Origin of the sequence: Acinetobacter lwoffii, from assembly GCF_029024105.1 — a bacterium.
GTDB lineage: Bacteria > Pseudomonadota > Gammaproteobacteria > Pseudomonadales > Moraxellaceae > Acinetobacter > Acinetobacter lwoffii.
In genome coordinates this window covers 2,445,273-2,467,554 of sequence record NZ_CP118963.1, presented here as the reverse complement: position 1 = coordinate 2,467,554, position 22,282 = coordinate 2,445,273, and the positions used below count along the sequence as shown (strand labels likewise).

Here is a 22,282-nt window from a genome sequence, read left to right as displayed (position 1 = left end):
CAAATGGCAACAACAAATCAGTTGATCCGCAAGGGTCGTACGACTTTAGTTGAAAAATCTAAAGTTCCTGCGTTGAAGGCTTGTCCACAGCGCCGTGGTGTTTGTACACGTGTTTACACAACTACACCTAAAAAACCTAACTCAGCAATGCGTAAAGTTTGCCGTGTTCGCTTAACTTCAGGTTTCGAAGTTTCTAGCTACATCGGTGGTGAAGGCCATAACCTACAAGAGCACAGTGTTGTTCTTATCCGTGGTGGTCGTGTTAAAGACTTACCAGGTGTACGTTACCATACCGTTCGTGGTTCTTTAGACTGTGCTGGTGTTAAAGATCGTAACCAGTCTCGTTCTAAATACGGTACTAAACGTCCTAAGAAATAATTCGTTAAGAATTAAATTTTAAGAACGTAGAACCGCAATCCTTTATCGTCTCGCTTGTCTGATTTCTGCATTAATTTTGTGAAAATTCCAAGCGACGTATAGTAAGGCCAGCGAGTAGTACATGACACTTTGTACTCATGCTGGATAAACCTGAAGTGTCATCTTTATAGGTAGTTTAAAATGCCAAGACGTCGCGTAGTCGCTGCTCGTGAAATCCTTCCGGATCCTAAGTTCAGCAGCCAAACAATCGCTAAATTCATGAACCACGTAATGCAAGATGGTAAAAAATCTATTGCTGAAAGTATCGTTTACGGTGCTTTAGACCGCGTTCAAGAAAAATCTAAAGTAGACCCAGTTGAATTTTTCGAGACTACTCTTGAAAAAGTTCGTCCTATGGTCGAAGTAAAAGCACGCCGTGTTGGTGGTGCTACATACCAAGTTCCTATGGAAGTACGCCCATCCCGTCGTACTGCTCTAGCGATGCGTTGGTTAGTAGATGCTGCTGCTAAGCGTTCTGAAAAAACTATGGCTTTACGTCTTGCTGGCGAGTTGCTTGATGCATCTGAAGGCAAAGGCGCTGCGGTTAAGAAACGTGAAGATGTGCACCGTATGGCTGAAGCCAACAAAGCATTCTCTCACTACCGTTTCTAAGCAGATAAAACAGGCCCTATTCAGGAGGGTGATAAGACCGTCATGGTTTTGTCACCAAAGCGCTTTAAGTTGCTATGCAGCTTAAAGCGTCCTGTTTTAAACAACAAAATTTAGGAATGCTAGAAATCATGGCACGTCAAACCCCAATTTCTCGTTATCGTAACATTGGTATTTCTGCGCACATTGATGCGGGTAAAACCACAACTACAGAACGTATTCTGTTCTACACAGGTGTATCTCACAAAATTGGTGAAGTACACGATGGTGCAGCAACAATGGACTGGATGGAGCAAGAGCAAGAACGTGGTATTACCATTACTTCTGCTGCTACGACTACATTCTGGTCAGGTATGTCTAAACAGTTCCCTGAACACCGTATCAACGTAATTGATACACCGGGACACGTTGACTTCACAATTGAAGTTGAACGTTCTATGCGTGTTCTTGATGGTGCGTGTATGGTTTACTGTGCTGTAGGTGGTGTACAACCTCAGTCTGAAACTGTATGGCGTCAAGCGAACAAATACCAAGTGCCTCGTTTAGCATTCGTGAACAAGATGGACCGTACTGGTGCCAACTTCTTCCGTGTTGTTGAACAAATGAAAACACGTTTAGGTGCATCTCCAGTACCTGTAGTAATCCCTGTTGGCGCTGAAGAAAACTTCCAAGGCGTAATCGACTTGATCGAAATGAAAGCGATCATTTGGGACGAAGCTTCACAAGGTATGAAGTTTGAATACGGTGAAATCCCGGCTGAACTTCAAGAAACTGCTGAAGAATGGCGTACAAACATGGTTGAAGCTGCTGCTGAAGCTTCTGAAGAGTTAATGGATGAATACCTGAACAATGGCGATTTGACTAAAGAACAAATCGTTGCTGGTCTACGTGTCCAAACTTTGGCTTGTCAAATTCAACCAATGCTTTGTGGTACAGCATTCAAAAACAAAGGTGTTCAACGTATGTTGGACGCAGTAATTGAATTCTTACCGTCGCCTACAGAAGTTAAAGCGATTGAAGGTGTTCTTGACGATAAGGCTGAAACTAAAGCGATTCGTGAAGCATCTGACGAAGCTCCGTTCTCTGCACTTGCGTTCAAAATCATGAACGACAAATTCGTAGGTAACTTAACTTTCGTACGTGTTTACTCTGGTGTTCTTAAACAAGGTGATTCTGTTTATAACCCAGTTAAATCTAAACGTGAACGTATCGGCCGTATCGTGCAAATGCACGCGAACGATCGTCAAGACGTTGAAGAAATTCGTGCGGGTGATATCGCTGCGTGTGTAGGTCTTAAAGACGTAACTACAGGTGATACACTTTGTGATGAGAAAAATGTCATCACACTTGAGCGTATGGAATTCCCAGAGCCAGTAATTGCATTGGCTGTTGAACCAAAAACTAAAGCTGACCAAGAAAAAATGTCAATTGCTTTAGGTCGTTTGGCTAAGGAAGATCCATCATTCCGCGTTCGTACTGATGAAGAGTCAGGTCAAACAATCATCGCTGGTATGGGTGAACTTCACCTTGACATTATTGTTGACCGTATGAAGCGTGAATTCGGTGTTGAAGCAAACATTGGTAAACCAATGGTTTCTTACCGTGAAACGATCAAAAAGTCAGTTGAGCAAGAAGGTAAATTCGTTCGTCAAACTGGTGGTAAAGGTAAATTTGGTCACGTATACGTACGTTTAGAGCCAATGGATGCTGATGCTGGTAAAGACTACGAGTTCGTTGAAGAAGTTGTTGGTGGTGTAGTTCCTAAAGAATTCTTCGGTGCTGTGGATAAAGGTATCCAAGAGCGTATGAAGAATGGTGTCCTTGCTGGTTACCCAGTAGTTGGCATTAAAGCTACATTGTTTGACGGTTCTTACCATGATGTCGATTCGGACGAATTATCGTTCAAGATGGCTGGTTCTTATGCCTTCCGTGACGGTTTCATGAAAGCAGATCCTGTTCTTCTTGAACCTATCATGAAAGTTGAAGTAGAAACTCCAGAAGACTACATGGGCGATATCATGGGTGACTTAAACCGTCGTCGTGGTATGGTTCAAGGTATGGATGACTTGCCTGGTGGTACTAAAGCAATTAAAGCTGAGGTTCCACTTGCTGAGATGTTTGGTTACGCGACTCAAATGCGTTCTATGTCTCAAGGCCGTGCAACATACTCTATGGAATTTGCTAAATATGCTGAAACTCCACGTAACGTGGCTGAAGGCATCATTTCTAAATTCCAGTCTGGCGGTAAAAAAGGTGACGACGAGTAATCTTTCGATTACTATAAGCCCAAACTAATTCATAGTTAAAAACCAAGTGCTCATGCAGTGATCCTGCATGAGTAGTTTAAAAAGGAAGATCTCATGGCTAAGGCTAAGTTTGAACGTAATAAGCCACACGTTAACGTGGGCACAATTGGTCACGTTGACCATGGTAAAACAACTTTAACAGCTGCAATTGCAACTGTATGTGCGAAGAAATTCGGTGGCGAAGCGAAAGACTACGCTGCAATCGACTCTGCACCAGAAGAAAAAGCACGTGGTATTACAATTAATACTTCACACGTAGAATACGATTCTCCAACTCGTCACTACGCTCACGTAGACTGCCCGGGCCACGCCGATTATGTTAAAAACATGATTACTGGTGCTGCTCAGATGGACGGCGCGATCCTTGTATGTGCTGCGACTGATGGTCCTATGCCACAGACTCGTGAACACATCCTGCTTTCTCGTCAGGTAGGTGTACCTTACATCGTTGTATTCTTGAACAAATGCGACCTTGTAGACGACGAAGAGCTTCTTGAGCTAGTTGAAATGGAAGTTCGTGAACTTCTTTCTACTTACGACTTCCCGGGTGATGACACTCCAGTAATTCGTGGTTCTGCTCTTCTTGCGCTTAACGGTGATGACAGCCAATACGGCGAGCCAGCTGTAGTTGCGCTTGTTGAAGCACTTGACTCTTACATTCCAGAGCCAGAGCGTGCGATCGACCTTCCATTCCTTATGCCAATTGAAGACGTATTCTCAATCTCTGGTCGTGGTACAGTAGTAACTGGCCGTGTAGAGACTGGTATCGTTAAAGTAGGTGAGTCTGTAGAAATCGTTGGTATCCGTGATACTCAAACTACTACAGTAACTGGCGTAGAAATGTTCCGTAAACTTCTTGACGAAGGTCGTGCGGGCGAGAACTGTGGTGTTCTTCTTCGCGGTACTAAGCGTGAAGACGTACAACGTGGTCAAGTATTGACTAAACCAGGTGCGATCAAGCCGCACACTAAATTCGATGCGGAAGTATACGTACTTTCTAAAGAAGAAGGTGGTCGTCACACTCCATTCCTTAACGGTTACCGTCCACAGTTCTACTTCCGTACTACGGACGTAACTGGTGCGATCGCGCTTAAAGAAGGCGTGGAAATGGTTATGCCTGGTGACAACGTTGAGATGTCAGTAGAGCTAATCCACCCGATCGCAATGGACCCAGGTCTACGTTTTGCGATCCGTGAAGGCGGTCGTACAGTTGGTGCTGGTGTAGTTGCTAAAGTAACTGCATAATCGCTGATTGTGTAAGAAAAGCGCCTCTTTGAGGCGCTTTTTTTTGATTCAAACTTTTATAAAACTAAAAATAAATTGTCTGACAATGATTTCAAAAGCTGTCCTTATCTGATATCGGCTTGACCTAAACTGCACTTATGTAAAAAAAATTACCACGTAATATACAGATAAGAATATGAATATTACATTTTTGGGCCTGGGTTGGCCTGATGGGAGTGGTCACATGAATGCGAAAGTAAATATTACCAATCGTGCGGGTGCTAGTTTTCCGGTTCGTCGCATGAACTTTGATTTTGATGCTGTACCGGAATATTGGATGAATGGTTCAGCAGGTCTCACTCATTTTATGACCGCATTATCTGCGCTATTTCCAGCAGGTGAAAAGTTTTTTATAGATTCAGTCCGCGCGGTACGTAACCATCCTGCAATTGCCAATAATGAAGCATTACAAAAAGAAATTTCTGCTTTTATTGGTCAGGAAGCCATGCATACTCACGAGCATATCGGCTTTAATGCTTCTGCGCAAAAACATGGGCATGATGTCGAGACGCTTGATCGTTATACCGATAAAGTCATTCAAACGACACGTAAAGTCATGGCTAAACTGGGTAAGCCTGTGGGAATTACCCAAGAAATGGTAGATTTGACTGCAACTACGGCACTTGAGCATTTCACTGCAACCATTGCCTCACAGCTTTTGACCAATAGCCACATTCAGGAATTGATGACAGATGAAACCATGAAAACCATGTGGTTATGGCATGCTATCGAGGAAAATGAACATAAGGCAGTTGCACATGATGTCTTTGAAGGAGTTTTTGGCAAAGGCCTAAAAGCCTATGCACTGCGTACTTCATCCTTGGTCATCGCAATGGCAACCTTATTTGTGGTGCAAAGCTATTTCCTCGCCCGTTTGCTTAAACAGGATCAGCAGTTTAATCTTGAGTCCTTAAAAGCCATTTATACCTATGCCTATAGTCCTTCTAAAGGTGTCATTACCGGTATGGCGAAAGAAATGCTGATGTATTTTAAACCGGGATTCCATCCGAATGATCATTATACAGATCAACTGTTGGCGACTTGGAAAGCTAAATTGGGTTTGTGACAGAACTGAAGATTGGAAAGCGACTAAAATCGCTCTTTTTTTTGCTCGATTTTTTGGATGAACTTTCTATAATGCGGAGGTTGATTCTATATAAGATGAACGAAGATGATTCGTTTAATGCAAGCAGCGGATGTAGAAGTCGTTGCAAAGATTGAAAAATCAGTTCAATCACATCCCTGGACTTTAAAACAGTTCGAAGATGCTGTAACAGCTTATCAAAGTACCGTGATTGAAGTAAAAGGGCAGGTGGTCGGATTTTGTATTTTACAACCGGTGCTGGATGAAGCCAATTTATTGCTCATGGCGATTGATCCGGCACAGCAAGGTCAGGGCTTGGGCTATCAGTTGCTGGAGGCTTCAGTGGCGATGCTAAAAAATAATCCGGTGCAGATTTTCCTGGAAGTGCGCGAGAGTAATCTGGCTGCGATCAAGCTGTATGAAAAATCAGGCTTTCATCAGATTGATCTGCGCAAGAATTATTATCCTAACAGTAACGGAAGCCGTGAACATGCCATCATTATGGTAAAAGCATGTACGGATGATTTTGCTAGTCTATTTAAATAATACAAACTGACGACCTTATTTAATAATCTGGTGATTCCATCCGCTGGGTAAGGTCGTCATTAATGAGTTTCCCAATTGCTGAATCTCCGTGGCACTCAATGCATGATTTAAACGTCGCCATTGTCCATCGATCAAGAGTTCCAGTGGCAGATACTGAGATTTGTAATTCATTTTGCTAGAATGCGGCACCCAATAACCCAGATAGATAAATTGCAAGCCCAGCTTTTGTGCATGTTCAATCTGTTTCAAGATTGCAAAAGCACCGAGTGAACGACGATTTTCATCTGGGTCAAAGAAGGTATAGACGGCAGAAATGCCATCATCCAGCAAGTCACAGGTTGAAACACTGATTAGACGCTCATCTTGCCATAATTCTAGAAAGAAGCTGTCGGCACAGCTTTGTAATAAAAATTTTTCGAACTGATCCCGAGTGGGTGGGAACATGTCGCCATCTGAGTGGCGTTCATTAATATAGCGTTCATACAGCGCATAATGTAGATCACCGGCGTGCTCTGGACTGGTAATTTTCATCACCAGGTCCTGATTCCGTTTCCAGGCTTTTTTTTGTGAACTGTTCATGCGGAATTCAGCAACGGGTACACGCGAAGACAGACATTGACGACACAGATGACATTCGGGTCGATAGACGAAATCACCACTGCGGCGGAAACCGGTACGTGACAGTTCCGATAAAGTGACTACATCAATTCGATGTGCAGGATCCAGAAAAACCATGCGCGCCGACTTGTTGGGCAAATAGCTACAATCATGCGGCGGCGTAATATAATACTGTAAATCGTTCAGTAGGGCCTTTGGCTGATAAGAGTTCATAACAACTACCCTCTGTTATTTTCATTCACTTAAGCGCGCGTTTTGCGCTATTGTTTTACTTGAAAATACACCTTCCTGATACTTTTTCCAATCGATAGCAGGCTTTTTTACAATATCTTGTAAAGAATTAAGATAAGCTTGGCGAGAAATTGTGCAGGCACCCAGGCTTAACAGATGATCGTTGACCAGTTGGCAGTCGATCCAGGATAGTTTATTTTCCTGTCCAATCAGCATTAAAGTATAGAAAGCCATTTTAGAAACATCGGTTTGCGTACTAAACATGGATTCACCAAAACAGCCTTGACCGATGGTCACACCATAAAGTCCACCGACGACGCGATCTTCATCCCAGACCTCAATGCTATAGCCATATCCTGCGTCAAACATGTCGCAATAGCCTGCGATAATATCTTCACTGATCCAGGTGTCGTCTGCATAAGCACGAGGCAATGAACAGGAACGAATCACTCTTTCAAAAGCATGATTGACCGTAATCTTATAGTCCTGCTTTTTCATATTACGTAGCAGGGATTTGCTAGGATGATAATCTTCGGGGCGAATAATGCAGCGTGGTTCCGGACTCCACCAGCAAATCGGATCACCTTCTGAAAACCATGGAAATAATCCATGCATATAGGCTTCATAAAGTGTGGAAGGGGAGAGGTCTGCACCAATACAAATCAGTCCTTCACCTTCAGGATCAACCTCGACCGGATTGGGAAAAATGAATTCTGAGGGAGGAAGTAAAGACATGGCAGACCCGACATAAATCTATAGATAAATCATCATCTCATTCTAGCAATAAAAAAGCCGTCCATAATGGACGGCTTTTTTATTCTTGCTGCTTAGTCTAGTTTGCCCATCGCATCAAGATATTTTTCTGCATCAAGCGCAGCCATACAGCCTGAACCGGCAGAAGTAATGGCCTGACGGTAAATGCTGTCCGCAATATCACCGGCTGCAAATACACCCGGTACCGAAGTTTGGGTTGCATTACCTGCAGTACCGCTTTGTACCTGGATATAACCGTCACGAAGCTCTAACTGGCCTTCAAACATGGTGCTATTTGGCTTGTGACCAATCGCCACAAACATACCCGTCACATCGACGTTTTGAGTAGAGTCATCTTGAGTTGATTTAAGACGAACCGAGGTCACGCCAGATTGTGCGTCACCGAGTACTTCATCGACTTGATGGTTCCAGATAATGCTGATCTTGCCTTCTTTTTCTTTGGCAAATAAATGATCTTGCAAGATTTTTTCAGAACGTAGTGAATCACGACGGTGAACCAGAGTCACGTGAGACGCAATATTGGATAAGTACAACGCTTCTTCAACAGCGGTATTACCACCACCTACAACCATGACTTTCTGGTTTTTATAGAAGAAACCATCACAGGTTGCGCAAGCACTGACACCTTGACCCATATAGGCTGCTTCAGATTCCAGACCGAGGTATTGGGCAGTTGCACCGGTACAGATAATCAGGGCATCACAGGTGAATTCTTCCATATCGCCTTTTAACACGAAGGGGCGCTGGCTAAGATCCACTTCATTGATATGGTCATACACGATTTCAGTGCCAAAACGCTCTGCATGTGCCTGCATACGTTCCATCAATGCTGGACCAGTCAAACCTTCGGGATCACCCGGCCAGTTATCGACGTCAGTCGTCGTGGTCAGCTGACCGCCCAGTTGCAAGCCTGCAATCAGGGTAGGTTTCAAGTTTGCACGCGCTGCATATACTGCTGCGCTATAGCCTGCAGGGCCAGAACCTAAAATAATCAGTCGTGAGTGACGTGCGCTCATCAGCTGTATCCTTTTTTATTTAGAAATTTATTGAATTATACGTGAAACTGTATAACAGTGGTGTGAGATTAAAGTCGATATTATTGATCATTGAAATCGATTTGGGCTATATAGCATAAGTAACATTGTGCTTGCACAATAGTGCATCTTTTTTCACAGAACAGGTGCATAATATGTATTTTATTGCGTCGCTTTTTTCAAGCATTGAAGCAAAAGAATATTCATGAAGAATTGGTTACAGGACAGTATATGACAGCGGTGTCGAGTGCCTATGCACAGCGCTTAGTAATGACATTATTTTTAGTCTCATTTGGGATTTATCTGTTTCTTGCAACAGTGACCTATACGCCATTTGATCCGGGGTGGATGCATATCTCCAGTGATACGCAGACGGTTTCGAATGCCAGTGGGGTAGCGGGTGCCTGGATTGCAGACCTTTTGTTTGGCTTCCTTGGTTGGGCAAGTCTGCTGATCCCTGTCTATCTGTTTATGGAAGCGATTCAGGTCTGGTGGCCGCGTAGCTTCCTGAACCGGCCATTTCGCTATGCTGCGCAATTCTTCCTGTTGCTGACCACCTCAGCGCTGTTGTTTTTATTTTGGCAAGTCCCTGCTGATACGCTGGATAATTCTTCCGGCGGTATTATTGGCTATGAATTAGGCCAGAGTCTGGAACAACTGCTGACAGTATACGGTGCAGCATTCTTCCTGCTGGTGCTTTGGGTGGTGCTATTTACCTTGGCGTTTGGGGTGAAATGGAACAAGACCTGGAGCAGCCTCAAAGCAACCCCTGCTTATTTACAAGACCTATTCTACCGCAATGTGCCTGAAGGCATGTCTGATTTTGACCGGACTGCACCTGTCGCCAAAAAAGAGCCAGTCATTAGTGCAAAAAAAGTAGCGGTTGCAGTAACACCTGCGCCTGAGCATCAACTGGTAGAAATAGATCCGGTGGTGCGCGATCAGGTGGCTGAACGCTTATTTGATGATTTTGCCGATAAAGAATCACAACAACCGCAGTTTTATGAGGATATTCCTGAGGCTGAGCAGCAGGCTCCTGAGCCAGTCGAGACATTTAAGCAAGTACAGCAAGTGCCTCAACAGCCGGATCGTGTGGTAGCGACAGGCGAGGTGTGGCGTGCCTTACATTCAAATGAAGATCAGCGCCATAAACAGGATATTGATGCCTTACTCAAAGCAGCCGAAGAAGAACAGCTTAATTCTCCAGTCTCACATATAACCGCTCCTCAACCTGTTGCAGCACAGACTCATGCTCATACCAGAACCGCATCGGCTCCGCATACAGGCCTGGACTGGGATGATGATGAAATCTTTGATGAACTTCTGGCTGCAGTTCCGCAAGGCAAAACTGCGACCGATGTGCATAGTCCATTCAATACAGCGCCAGCCGAAAAGACGGCAAGAATTGTAGAAGACATGACCAATGTTGCACCTGTCATGGCGTCTATGACAACGGCACATGTCGTGAAAAATAGCGCATTACAGGCCGATCTGGATGACCTGGGTGATTTACTGATTGAAGAAGATGAGCCAAGCCAACCAGTACGTGCATCAAGCTATGCCCAATCTTCTGCTTTTGTTCAGGCACCAATTCAGCATCAGGGTATAGAGCAACCAGTATCTCCTCCTTCTGCAACTCATGCAGCAGTACGCGAGGCTTTATCTAAAGAAGAATTTGTAGAAGCCTGGCAAGAAACGGCTGGTAAACCACAAGATGAAGACGAGTTTGATTTTGATGCTCCTTTAACTGATGCTTCAGGCCGTCCGATGTCACGTGCCATGCAGGTGGTGGAGCGCCGAAAAGATTTATCACCGCTTCCAGGTCTGGATTTACTGGATGAAGTCGATCCGAATAAAAAAGTGAATTTTACTGAAGAGCAGCTGGCACGTTTATCTGAATTGCTTGAAATCAAGTTGCAAGAATTCAACGTCAAAGCCAAAGTGGTAGAAGCACAGCCAGGCCCAGTCGTGACACGTTTTGAACTGGATCTGGCGCCAGGGGTAAAAGCCTCTAAAGTGACGAATATTTCGCGTGATTTGGCACGTTCGATGTCGATGGCATCGGTGCGTGTGGTTGAAGTCATTCCGGGCAAACCGTATATCGGAATTGAAGTACCAAACAGTACCCGTGAAATGGTCCGTTTGATCGAACTTTTGACCATTCCAGCCTTTACTGATCCGAATAGCATCCTCTCCATGGCAATGGGTAAGGATATTTCCGGTAATCCGGTGATTGCTGATCTGGGTAAAGCGCCGCATATGCTGGTGGCAGGAACCACAGGTTCCGGTAAATCGGTGGCGGTCAACTCGATGATTCTATCGATGTTGCTGAAATATACACCGGATGAATTGCGTCTTATTCTGATCGATCCGAAGCAGCTGGAACTGGCGAACTATAACGATATTCCACATTTATTGACGCCTGTAGTTACCGATATGAAAGATGCGGTCAGCGCATTGAACTGGTGTGTCAATGAAATGGAACGTCGTTATAAACTGATGTCTTTCCTGAAAATCCGTAAACTAAGCGACTATAACCGCAAGGTGGAAGAGGCGATTGCCAATGGTGAAGACCTGATCGATCCAACCTGGAAAGCCAGCGATTCTGTTGTGGGTGAACGTGCGCCGCGTTTGACGCCATTGCCTTCCATTGTGATTGTCGCGGATGAGTTCGCGGATATGATCATGCAGGTCGGTAAGAAAGCTGAAGAGATGATTACCCGTCTGGCACAAAAATCACGTGCTGCCGGTATTCACCTGTTGCTTGCGACCCAACGTCCATCGGTGGACGTGATCACCGGTTTGATCAAAGCCAATATTCCAACACGTGTCGCGCTACGGGTTAACTCCAAGATCGACTCGCGTACTATTCTGGATGCGGGTGGTGCAGAGGACTTGCTCGGTCACGGTGACATGCTATTCCTCGGCCCGGGTAAAATCGAACCTGAGCGTGTACATGGTGCCTTTATTGCCGATGACGAAGTCAACCGGATCTGCGATGCATGGCGTGAACGTGGTTCACCAAATTATGTCGACGAGATCCTGACACCATTTGATGAAGAACCATCCAGCCGTGGTTTTGAAGATGGTGGTGAGGGCAGTTCAGACCGTGATGCACTGTATGACCAGTGTGTAGCTTTTGTTTTGGAAACCCGTAAGGCTTCTACTTCATCCTTGCAACGTAAATTCAGTCTGGGCTATAACCGTGCTGCACGGATCATTGACCAGATGGAAGAAAACGGCATTGTCAGCGGTATGGGTGCCAATGGTAAACGCGAGATTCTGGTTTAATTTCAGTCTACCTACAATAAAAAAGCCTGCTTTCAAAGCAGGCTTTTTTATGTATTTTGACTCAGGCAAATTTTGCCAATACATCCAGAAACTCGGCACTTTGACGCGGGAAAGTGGCAATCACGTCATGAATCCGTTGTCCTTCCGGATTGGTTGCATTGACATCACGGCCATCAGCGACAAATTTCGTCAACAGGCGTTCATAATCAAATGGACGCATATGCTTGAAAGCATGATAGAGCACGTGAAAATCAGCATTAACACCTGCAGGAGGAAGCTGATTCAAGTAGGCAAATACACGCTCATCTGACCATTCTTCGTTAAAGGTCGCTGGTTGAGATAATGCCATCGCAATTTCCTTGATCTAATGTAGTTTTTTCGGCATGAAAAAAGGCAAAATATGAGTACGCAAGTGACAATGTCCTTAAAACGACATTGTCTAGGCGAAGTCTCGCTACTCGTCTTATGACTAGGTAGCGTAGAGTTACTAGCCTATTGGAAGCCTAGCTTCTCGTCTTCTGGGTAAAGCAGTATTTTACGACCAGCCCACTCGAAGCATAGCTTCTCATCTTGCGGCCGGGTAAAGCAATGCTTTACTAATCCGGCCTCATATTTTGCCTTGAATCAATTTACTTGACCAATCAAAAATCAGATTATCGTTCTTCAGGTAAATTGATATTCATTTCAAGCATTTCAATATTGGCTTCAGAACGGACCTGCATTTGAATATGCTGTTCATCGACACCGCGAACATAACGATTGACCACTTGCATGATTTCAGTCTTCATCTGGTCAATTTTGTCCTGGCTCAAGCGACGACCCAAGCCTTGTTCGGATGCAACGATCACCTTCAAACGGTCTTTAGCAGTCCGTGCGCTTGATGGTTTATCCTCGCCACTAAAAAGTTTACTCCAGAATCCTGCCATGTCTACGCTCCAAATAGTCGTGCTAACCAGCCCTTAGGTTTTACCTCGATATGACGGTAAGGACGCTCTTCGCCAAGGAAACGCGCAACCAGATCATCATAGGCCTGACCTGCAGAAGCTTCAGTGAAAAGAATCACCGGCTTACCTTCATTCGATGCCTGTAAAACGCTTGGACACTCAGGAATAACGCCCAAGGTCGGTACACGTAAAATATCCTTAGAAATATCATCAATCGTTAGCATTTCCTGTTTATCGGCACGTTCCGGATTGAAACGGGTAATACACAGATGCTTACGAATGCGACCTTCGTTTTGTTCTACTTTTTTTGTTTTGCTATCGAGCATACCAATGATACGGTCAGAGTCACGGACTGAAGAAATTTCAGGGTTGGTCACAATGATCGCTTCATCCGCATGGTACATGGCCAGAATGGCACCACGCTCGATACCGGCAGGTGAATCACAAATAATATAGTCAAATTCCTGCGAAAGCTCATCCATTACACGTGCTACACCCTCATCGGTTAAGGCATCTTTATCACGTGTTTGGGAAGCAGGTAAAATATATAAATTCTCAATATCTTTATCGCGAATCAGTGCTTGTTGTAATCGTGCTTCGTTATTTAAAACATTCACAAAATCATAAACTACACGGCGTTCACAGCCCATAATCAAATCAAGGTTACGTAAACCTACATCAAAATCAATAACAACAGTTTTGTGACCACGTAGGGCTAAACCTGTTGCAAAAGATGCACTTGTTGTAGTTTTACCTACACCACCTTTGCCTGATGTTACGACAACAATTTTCGCCACCGAATCCACTCCTGTTATGGTTCAAATCCCCTGTTTAAAATGGGGTTTTTGGTGTTTATTTATACATTAAAATTGTAGAGCTTCAAATACAAGCTCTTGTTGATCATTCAAGTAAATATGCACTGATTTTTTGACCACATGCGGAGGAATGTCATCCGCTACGCAATAGGTTCCTGCAATCGAAATCAGTTCTGCTTCGAGGCTATGACAGAAAATACGTGCTGCAGTATTACCACCCGCACCTGCAATGACACGGCCACGCGCGCTGCCATAGACATGAATATTGCCCGAAGCAATCACTTCTGAACCACTATTGATGCCGGCATTAATAATAATGTCGCCATTATGTTGCACGATACATTGGCCGGTACGCAGGATTTCATCATGATATGAGGTGATATGCGCGACGATCGGGGCAGCAGGGGCCTGATCATCATTCACCGCTGTAGGTTCTGGTTTAACTTCCACGACCTGTTCTTTGGTGGCTTTAATTTCTTCTAACTGGCGATCAGGTGGCAGTACCGGGAACTGAATGGCGCGCGCCTGATCTCCAAGTAAGCCTTCAGTAACAGCCATAGGCTGTACATCCAGACTGATTAACAGTTGAATCAGCGCAATGAGTTCCTGTTCAACTGAACTTTCAATGACTGCCAAAGTGCCGGGTGGAAATGCTGCTTGTAATTTTGGGCTAAGTTGCTGGCGGATTGCATCATGATCATTGGTATCTAGGCTAATGCGTATCGCATTGACCATTCTGCCTTTTATCCGTATATCAGCCATAATTCTTCCTTAAATACTTCTGACGTGCTGGTTTTGTGTCGAAGCAATGTTGTAAATAGTGCAAATCCTAGAACAAATTGCAGTAATTCTCTAGCGATCTCAGTTATTTTTTTATGCGAACAGGACCGGACGGATTAGTCTGATTCTGTACTTTAAACTTTACTTATCTATTGAGCTCTGATTTTGCTCATGTTCTTCTAAAATCTGTTGCCACTGTTTGACTTTTACCTGTTTTCGGATTGCTTCAAGTGTTTCAAAAACAGCCGATTCGACCAATTTATCAATATGTGGATTATGTTCAATCTGAATCTGGCTGATTTTATCTGAAATTAGGGTAAAAGTCGGATTTTCTTTTTGGCCTGTGTGGGTAAATGGTTCAATCAGTCCTTGCGTGATATTTTCTCCGAGGCGTTGACCAATACTTTGAATTTGCTGTTCGATCCGGCTACCTACGATTGGAATCAAACGTAATAATTGGGTCAGTTCCGGAGTATCTTCAATCGCCTGATTCACTACTTGCCCTACATTTTTAGCGATCATGGAACGTTGTGACTGTAATTCCCTACCCAAAGACTCCTGCAAGATATCTGCCAAGGCAATGGCCAGTAATTTACGGTGATGTTCCACTAAATCATCAATTAACTGTTTATGTGATGTACTTGTGGTCAGTTCACGCTTGATGCCGTCCAGTACGGTCAGTACCACCCGGCTGGAAAGCTCTTCCATCAGCATGTTGTAATAAAAGTTGCCTTGGCGATACCAACGATTGGGAATTACTTTATAACCATGGCTATGCAGGTTGTAGCCAATCGCAACCGCACGCAGCAGACGTAGGAAACGTAGCTGAGGGATAATAGATAAAATTTCATACCAGTGCACAAAAGGGAAGAACCACCAGCGTCGATGATGACGCAGGACAATCGCGATGACCCAGCGTGCCAGTAATTCACAGACCAAGAAGGTGGTAAACCAGCCCTCGGTAATGATGACCCAAGGGCGTAAATCACTTTTATAAAACTGCAAGATTTCCGGTAAACGAATGAAGTCAAACAACCACTGCCCAAAATCGCTCATTAAAATGGCGTTAGCACTGAGACAGAACAGATTGATGATGATCAGAACCATCATGAAAATATCGTAAATCAGTGCAATTTTCCAGCCCCAGGTTCCTTTACGAACAAATTTAAATGAGCTGGACGTAATGTCCGGGTTGTCTTTCTTCATAATTACTCGGTTACAGATCCGACCGGGGCTTGGGCAAAGTTCTGCTGCATTTGTGCGATGAGCTGATCTTTTTCAGTCCAGATTTGATCAATCCATTTTTGAAAACGTGCACGATATTCAGCATCATCTTCATAATTGCCGCCCAGTACCCAGTCTGGAATATCAATTTTTCTTAAATTTACCGCAATACGTGGCACTTCACCTAACCAAAATTCACCATAGCCCGGAATACCGTCAGGATAAACAATGGTCATGTCGACCAGCGCATCAATTTTATCGCCGAGAATACTGAGCGCCAATGCCAGACCACCGGCTTTAGGTTTCAGTAAATGTGTGTAGGAAGACTGCTGCTGATCATGCTTTTCCTGGGTAAAGCGGGTGCCTTCCAGATAATTTAACAGGGTAAAAGGCTGACTGATCAGCTGTTCACAAGATTTGCGTGCTTCTTCCATATCCCGGTATTTCAGTGCAGGATTTTTGGCAATCTGTTCCTTGCTATGCCGCTTCATCATCGGGAAGCCCAAAATTTTAAAGGCCTGTCCAACAAAAGGAATAAAAATAAGTTCCCATTTGGTAAAGAAACGCGTCAGGGGCATACGGGTCAGACCGAAGTACTGGTTGACGGTGGTATCGACCCAGCTTTGATGATTACAGGTCATCAAATAACGGCCCTGCATATTCAAATCCAGTGATTCATCTACGCTGATTTGCCATTGCGTGTTTTTCAGCACATGCTCAATCAGCCAATTATTGACCCCTAACCAGCTGTTGGTAATCTTGATATTGGTTTCATCCACTTTTGCGGATTTTTTAAAAAGTTTGGTTAAACCCAAGGCCAGCACCGGGGGACCATGAAAAAAAGTACTGCCCGTCATGACGGATGTGACCGTCAGGCCACGCGCCAGTTTTTTTAAAGTCGGTTGCTTGTTGCTATTCGATGACATATCCAAACAGTCCCCAGAGATTAATCACTTAAATTTTTTCATATTTTGAGTAATATAGAGACAGTTAGGCAAATAAAAAAGCCTAAACAGGAAACTATGAAGATATTGTGACGAACTACTTGGTTTTAGTTACATATAAACATTACAAAATATTACTAAACGATTTATTATTAACAAAAATTCAATGGTTAGCCCATTCAATTTAAATCATTATCTCGCTTAACAACAAAGCATACAACAAGGAGTCATGCGATGCGTGCACTAGTCATTTCAGCAGCTGTAGCAGGGGCCGTAGCACTTACAGGTTGTCAATCAACTGGTAATAACATCGGTGGTGTGGAATATGATAAAGCTGCTCTAGGTACTTTAATTGGTGCTGCAGCAGGTTACGGTGTTTCTAAAGGCAATGCGAATACCAGCCGTCAAAATAACCGTGCAGCAGCGATTGGTGCTGTTGTTGGTGGTGCAGCGGGTGTGTATCTTGATAACAAAGAGAAAAAATTACGTCAAGCAACAGCGGGTACGGGCGTAGACGTTAACCGTAATGCAGATGGTTCGATTAACCTTGTGATGCCAGGCAGCATTACATTTGATACCAACAAATCAAATATCAAACCAAACTTCTATGGCACTTTAAACAAAGTGGCGCAAGTATTAACTGAAGATAACAAGAGCGGTATCCTTGTAACTGGTTATACCGACAGCACGGGTAATGACTCAATTAACTTGCCATTGTCTCAAGCACGCGCAAACTCTGTAGCGACTTACTTGGCAGGCCAAGGTGTTTCACGTACACGTATTAATGCTCAAGGTTTAGGTTCAGCGAACCCAATTGCAGACAATACAACTGCCGCAGGTAAAGAGCAAAACCGTCGTGTAGAAATCGCGGTATATGCAGTTCAATAATTCTTGAACGCTTAAGAAAAAACCACCTTCGGGTGGTTTTTTTATATCTGAATATTGATCTGATTAATCGTATTTTAAATTAGGCAACTGACGCAGAGATGACTATAATCGGAGCCGAATCTAGAAGAGGAAGCCATATGTCACTCGCCAGTCAGTTAAATGACAAGCAACTTGAAGCCATGAAATACACTCAAGGACCCTTGTTAGTACTTGCAGGAGCGGGTTCAGGCAAGACTTCAGTGATCACGCGAAAAATCGCGTATTTAGTCAAGCATTGCGGGATTCCCGCACATCGTATTACTGCGATGACTTTTACCAACAAGGCAGCACGTGAGATGAAAGAGCGTGTCAGCAAATTGTTGACACGTGAAGAAAGTAAAGGCGTTTCAGTTTCAACCTTCCATACTTTTGGCCTGAATATGCTGCGCCTGGAGTTGAAACATACCCCACTGAAAAATAATTTCTCAATTCTGGATGCTGACGACTGTAAACGCATTCTGATGGATCTGATGCAACGTGACAATTTATCCGGTGCAGAAAGCAAAGAACTGATCGCCAAAGCCATGAAAATGATCTCGGACTGGAAAAATGATCTCATTCCACCTGAGCAAGCCCACACCACCTGTGAAACTGCCGAAGATGTGCAGTTTGCGCATTTGTATCAGCTTTATGAACGTAATTTACGCGCCTATAACGCCGTGGATTTTGATGATCTGATTGTAATGCCAACGCGCTTGCTGCAGGAAAATGCAGAAGTCCGTGACAAATGGCAAAACCGCGTGCGTTATTTGCTGGTCGATGAATATCAGGATACCAACACCGCACAGTATATTCTGGTGAAATTGCTGGTTGGCGTGATGGGACAGTTCACCGCCGTAGGCGATGATGATCAGTCAATCTATGCCTGGCGTGGGGCTAAACCGGAAAATATGGCCTTGCTGCAGCAGGATTTTCCTAATTTAAAAGTGATTAAACTGGAACAGAACTATCGTTCGACCAGTCGTATTCTCAAGGCAGCCAACACTGTCATTGGCAATAATCCGCATATTTTTGATAAAAAACTTTGGTCAGACAAAGGCCATGGTGAAGTAATCCGTGTGATTACCTGCCGCAATGATGATGATGAAGCAGAGCGTGTTGTTAAAGACCTGATCACGCATAAATTAATGAACGGTAAAAGCTGGAAAGATTATGCGGTGTTATATCGCGGCAATTTCCAGGCGCGTATTTTAGAAACCCATCTACGTCAGATGCAGATTCCGTATAAATTGTCTGGCGGACAGTCCTTCTTCGCACGTGCCGAAATCAAGGACATGATGAGTTATTTGCGCCTGATCATTAACCCTGAAGACGACAGCGCATTCCTGCGAATTATCAATACGCCAAAACGGGCGATTGGTCCGGTAACGCTGGAAAAACTTGGATTATTTGCTCAGGAAAACAACCTGTCCTTGCTGGCTGCAGCAGCGGATCAACGTCTGACCATGGCGATTCCGAAAAAGGCCACGACTCAATTGGCCGAATTTGCCGATTTTATTGAGGGCTTTACCCGCAATTTACTGGATGATGATGAACCAGTACCGATCATCCGCCAGATGATGATTGAGGCCGGTTATATCGATTACATCAAGGAAACTGCAGCCACGCCAGCACAGGAAAAAACCAAGCTTGACAATATCGAGGTGCTCTACAGCAGCATTCAGAGCCTGATTAACCGCGCTGAAGATGTCGACGAAAAAAATATTGAAAGTGTGATTCGTAAAATGGTGCTGCTGGACATGCTGGAGCAGCAACAGGAAGAAGAGGACACCGATAAAGTCAACTTATTGACTTTGCATGCGTCTAAAGGTCTGGAATTTCCTTATGTCTATTTGATTGGTCTGGAAGAAGAAATTCTGCCGCATAAAAACTCGATTGCTGCAGAAACCGTCGAAGAGGAACGCCGTCTGATGTATGTGGGCATTACCCGTGCACGTCAGGGCTTGACCATTACTTTGGCAGCGCAGCGCAAGGCCGGTGGGCAGATGAAGCAGATGACCCCAAGCCGTTTTCTGGATGAATTACCAGAAGATGAGTTGGAATGGTTAGGTCGTAAGAAAAAGCTGGCAGGCAACATCGATCCGAAATTACAAGCCCAACATTATCTTGATAATTTGCGTAACCTTATCAAACGATAAGGCGCAAGGCTTGCTCTTATTTTAAATGAAACAACAGGAATGAATACATGAAAGTTCAGGTGAAAGTCCTTGACTCGCGTCTCGGTCAGGAATGGCCATTACCGACTTATGCTACGACAGGTTCAGCGGGGCTGGATTTGCGTGCGTGTGTTGCAGAAACCACAATCATTGAACCAGGCCAAACGGTTTTGGTAAAAACTGGTTTAGCAATCTATATTGAAGATCCTGCATTTGCTGGTCTGATCTTGCCACGTTCGGGTTTGGGCCATAAACATGGGATCGTGTTGGGTAACCTGGTAGGTTTAATTGATTCTGATTATCAGGGTGAATTGATGGTATCCGTTTGGAACCGTAGTCAGACGGCATTCAGCTTAGAGCCAGGTGAACGTTTGGCGCAGTATGTGTTGGTTCCTGTGGTACAAGCTGAATTCGATCTGGTGAATGAATTCGAAGCGACTGAACGCGGTGCTGGCGGTTTTGGTCATACGGGTAAAAACTAAGTTTTAATAATGGCTTACATTCATTAACTGGATGTAAGCCATTTTTAGTTGATTAGATTAAATATTAAAAAAAATGAGTTGGTTGAAATATATTTAAAAAATAAAACCTTATTTTTTCGGCCAAGTAGAATTATTTAAATCCAAAATTGATGTAATTATCAAATGTCTAATTAGATGAAACTCAAAATAAATATAATTGAATAATCATTGTTTAATTACAAGAACCCTATAATTCTAAAGTTGTAGATTATATTTTTATAATTGATTGTTACATTGAAATCGTTTAAAAATAGCAGGTCTTAAAACAAAAACAAATGTTTAAAGTCATTATGATGAAATCATCATTTTAAATCTCCTTATTTTAACGAATAGTGAAAAGACAGTTTTATGGGATCTATGAATCATCCATTCCCCATGCATATCTTTCGTGCCTATGACATACGCGGTAAAGTCAGTCTATTAGGTGCCGGGATCATTGATGCAATTGCCCACGGTTTAGCCCAGCAGTATCAGGCTGCGGGACAGACACGTGTCGCCATTGGTTATGATGCACGCATCAGTAGTCCGGCTTTTGCCGACATCATTGCCCGTATTTTTAAAGACTATTCGCTGGAAGCCACTATTATAGGCTGTTGTTCCAGCCCGATGCTGTATTTCACCGCACGCCAGTTTGATGGCAATGGCATTATGGTCACCGCCAGTCATAATCCTAAAGAAGATAATGGGATTAAATGGATTATTGATGGTGAACCACCTTGTCCTGAGATGATTCAACAGGTGGCCCAACTGGCAAAGTCACATTGCGATAGCCAGCTAATTACTTTAGCTGAACTGCCGCATCAGATTATTCCAGAGTTTTGCATGCAGTATCAGCAGGGAATATTAGAAGATATTCAATTAAAGCGCTCATTTAAAGTGATTCTGGATGGTCTGCATGGCTCAGCCGGACGTTGTGCTGACTTGGTACTCAGAAAAATGGGCTGTGAAGTGATTGCTTTACGTTGTGAGGCCAATGGATATTTTCCGGATCATGCGCCGGATCCTTCGCAGGACAAACATCTTGAGACTTTACGCCAAACTGTCATGCAACAGCAGGCTGATCTCGGTATTGCTTTGGACGGTGATGGCGATCGCCTGGTTCTGGTTGATGAACATGGTCAGATTATTACAGCCGATCAGTTATTATGCCTGTTTGCCGAAATTTGTCTCACTGATTCAACGCCACGCCAATTTGTTTATGATGTGAAATGTTCAACTCTAGTTCGCGATACAGTGCAACGTCTGGGCGGTGAACCGGTGATGATTCGTACCGGCAGTTCATTTCTCAGAACCTATCTGAACCAGTCTCAGCAGCAAGCCATTTTTGGTGGGGAATATGCCGGACATTATGTCTTTAATGATGGCCGCGGCTGGGGCTATGATGATGGCCTCTATGCAGCACTCCGAGTCATGGAATATTTAGATCAAACGGGGCAAACTCTCGCGCAGGCCTTGGCAGCTTATCCAAAACGGTATGGTACTGAAGATCTTTATATTTCAACGCGTCAAGTACGTCCAGTTGAGCTTTTAAACTTCGTTGAACAACAATCCGCAAGAATTAATGCGCAAATCAGTAAAATTGATGGGATACGTCTTGATTTTGAGGATGGTTTTGGCATCATTCGAGCATCCAATACAGGTGAGTATTTCACAGTGCGCTTTGATGCCAATAATGCCCAAGGTCTGAATGAAATTCGTCACTTGTTTGTAGCCATGTTGCGTGACCGTTATCCAGAGATCGCTCAAGACATTTTAGATGCTCAATAAGGAGAGGCGA

Annotated in this window: 20 protein-coding genes; 11 read left to right on the top strand and 9 right to left on the bottom strand. The window is 43.9% G+C overall.

Going from position 1 to position 22,282, the window contains the following annotated elements; translation table 11 throughout:
• Nucleotides 1–3 precede the first annotated feature (3 nt).
• The 6 genes from rpsL to rimI all read left to right on the top strand — a co-directional run bounded on the left by rpsL (nucleotide 4) and on the right by rimI (nucleotide 6,246).
• Entirely contained in the window at nucleotides 4–378 is a 375-nt protein-coding gene (gene rpsL, locus PYW33_RS11950; RefSeq protein ID WP_002050319.1) for a 30S ribosomal protein S12, read from the top strand.
• A gap of 180 nt (nucleotides 379–558) precedes the next feature.
• On the top strand, nucleotides 559–1,029 hold the full coding sequence (rpsG, locus tag PYW33_RS11945; protein ID WP_004279240.1) for a 30S ribosomal protein S7: 471 nt from the start codon (nucleotides 559–561) through the stop codon (nucleotides 1,027–1,029).
• Between the two features lie 128 nt (nucleotides 1,030–1,157).
• Complete coding sequence (gene fusA / locus PYW33_RS11940; RefSeq protein ID WP_004646111.1) at nucleotides 1,158–3,293, top strand: elongation factor G; 2,136 nt, start codon at nucleotides 1,158–1,160, stop codon at nucleotides 3,291–3,293.
• Nucleotides 3,294–3,386: 93 nt separating this feature from the next.
• Complete coding sequence (gene tuf / locus PYW33_RS11935; protein ID WP_004646112.1) at nucleotides 3,387–4,577, top strand: elongation factor Tu; 1,191 nt, start codon at nucleotides 3,387–3,389, stop codon at nucleotides 4,575–4,577.
• 223 nt (nucleotides 4,578–4,800) lie between these two features.
• Nucleotides 4,801–5,682, top strand: a complete 882-nt coding sequence (locus tag PYW33_RS11930; protein WP_004646113.1) for a metal-dependent hydrolase — start codon at nucleotides 4,801–4,803, stop codon at nucleotides 5,680–5,682.
• A gap of 105 nt (nucleotides 5,683–5,787) precedes the next feature.
• Nucleotides 5,788–6,246, top strand: a complete 459-nt coding sequence (rimI, locus tag PYW33_RS11925) for a ribosomal protein S18-alanine N-acetyltransferase (protein WP_004646114.1) — start codon at nucleotides 5,788–5,790, stop codon at nucleotides 6,244–6,246.
• A gap of 15 nt (nucleotides 6,247–6,261) precedes the next feature.
• Here the strand turns inward: rimI and PYW33_RS11920 are convergent, their stop codons facing one another.
• From PYW33_RS11920 to trxB, 3 genes are all read right to left on the bottom strand, one after another.
• Nucleotides 6,262–7,077 (bottom strand): arginyltransferase, encoded by an 816-nt coding sequence (locus tag PYW33_RS11920; RefSeq protein WP_004646115.1) that lies wholly within the window; start codon nucleotides 7,075–7,077, stop codon nucleotides 6,262–6,264.
• A gap of 21 nt (nucleotides 7,078–7,098) precedes the next feature.
• On the bottom strand, nucleotides 7,099–7,830 hold the full coding sequence (gene aat / locus PYW33_RS11915) for a leucyl/phenylalanyl-tRNA--protein transferase (protein WP_004646116.1): 732 nt from the start codon (nucleotides 7,828–7,830) through the stop codon (nucleotides 7,099–7,101).
• Nucleotides 7,831–7,922: 92 nt separating this feature from the next.
• The gene (trxB, locus tag PYW33_RS11910; RefSeq protein WP_004646117.1) at nucleotides 7,923–8,885 is read right to left on the bottom strand and encodes a thioredoxin-disulfide reductase; all 963 of its coding nucleotides are present in this window, start codon (nucleotides 8,883–8,885) and stop codon (nucleotides 7,923–7,925) included.
• A gap of 249 nt (nucleotides 8,886–9,134) precedes the next feature.
• Here trxB and PYW33_RS11905 point away from each other — a divergent pair, with 249 nt between their 5' ends.
• Entirely contained in the window at nucleotides 9,135–12,194 is a 3,060-nt protein-coding gene (locus PYW33_RS11905; RefSeq protein ID WP_004646118.1) for a DNA translocase FtsK, read from the top strand.
• Between the two features lie 61 nt (nucleotides 12,195–12,255).
• On the opposite strand, the gene PYW33_RS11900 is transcribed toward PYW33_RS11905, so the two are convergent.
• The 6 genes from PYW33_RS11900 to PYW33_RS11875 all read right to left on the bottom strand — a co-directional run bounded on the left by PYW33_RS11900 (nucleotide 12,256) and on the right by PYW33_RS11875 (nucleotide 16,883).
• Complete coding sequence (locus PYW33_RS11900) at nucleotides 12,256–12,543, bottom strand: PA4642 family protein (RefSeq protein WP_004279254.1); 288 nt, start codon at nucleotides 12,541–12,543, stop codon at nucleotides 12,256–12,258.
• A 304-nt stretch (nucleotides 12,544–12,847) separates the two neighbouring features.
• Nucleotides 12,848–13,120 carry a cell division topological specificity factor MinE gene (minE, locus tag PYW33_RS11895; RefSeq protein ID WP_004279256.1) on the bottom strand — a complete coding sequence of 91 codons (273 nt, stop codon included), beginning with the start codon at nucleotides 13,118–13,120 and terminating at the stop codon, nucleotides 12,848–12,850.
• Nucleotides 13,121–13,122: 2 nt separating this feature from the next.
• Nucleotides 13,123–13,935 carry a septum site-determining protein MinD gene (minD, locus tag PYW33_RS11890; RefSeq protein WP_004646120.1) on the bottom strand — a complete coding sequence of 271 codons (813 nt, stop codon included), beginning with the start codon at nucleotides 13,933–13,935 and terminating at the stop codon, nucleotides 13,123–13,125.
• A 66-nt stretch (nucleotides 13,936–14,001) separates the two neighbouring features.
• A complete protein-coding gene (gene minC / locus PYW33_RS11885) occupies nucleotides 14,002–14,715 on the bottom strand; it encodes a septum site-determining protein MinC (RefSeq protein ID WP_004646121.1) in 714 nt (237 codons plus the stop codon).
• A gap of 159 nt (nucleotides 14,716–14,874) precedes the next feature.
• Complete coding sequence (locus PYW33_RS11880) at nucleotides 14,875–15,939, bottom strand: hypothetical protein (protein ID WP_004646122.1); 1,065 nt, start codon at nucleotides 15,937–15,939, stop codon at nucleotides 14,875–14,877.
• Between the two features lie 2 nt (nucleotides 15,940–15,941).
• Nucleotides 15,942–16,883 (bottom strand): acyltransferase, encoded by a 942-nt coding sequence (locus PYW33_RS11875; RefSeq protein WP_004646123.1) that lies wholly within the window; start codon nucleotides 16,881–16,883, stop codon nucleotides 15,942–15,944.
• Nucleotides 16,884–17,135: 252 nt separating this feature from the next.
• Between PYW33_RS11875 and PYW33_RS11870 the strand changes: the two genes are divergently transcribed.
• The 4 genes from PYW33_RS11870 (at nucleotide 17,136) to PYW33_RS11855 (ending at nucleotide 22,272) form a co-directional block, all read left to right on the top strand.
• Nucleotides 17,136–17,789: a YiaD family glycine zipper/OmpA-like lipoprotein gene (locus PYW33_RS11870; RefSeq protein WP_004646124.1), complete on the top strand. Its 654-nt coding sequence runs from the start codon at nucleotides 17,136–17,138 to the stop codon at nucleotides 17,787–17,789.
• Between the two features lie 137 nt (nucleotides 17,790–17,926).
• Nucleotides 17,927–19,966, top strand: a complete 2,040-nt coding sequence (locus PYW33_RS11865) for a UvrD-helicase domain-containing protein (RefSeq protein WP_004646125.1) — start codon at nucleotides 17,927–17,929, stop codon at nucleotides 19,964–19,966.
• 47 nt (nucleotides 19,967–20,013) lie between these two features.
• The gene (dut, locus tag PYW33_RS11860) at nucleotides 20,014–20,466 is read left to right on the top strand and encodes a dUTP diphosphatase (RefSeq protein ID WP_004646127.1); all 453 of its coding nucleotides are present in this window, start codon (nucleotides 20,014–20,016) and stop codon (nucleotides 20,464–20,466) included.
• A 387-nt stretch (nucleotides 20,467–20,853) separates the two neighbouring features.
• A complete protein-coding gene (locus PYW33_RS11855) occupies nucleotides 20,854–22,272 on the top strand; it encodes a phosphomannomutase/phosphoglucomutase (RefSeq protein WP_004646128.1) in 1,419 nt (472 codons plus the stop codon).
• Nucleotides 22,273–22,282: the final 10 nt, after the last annotated feature.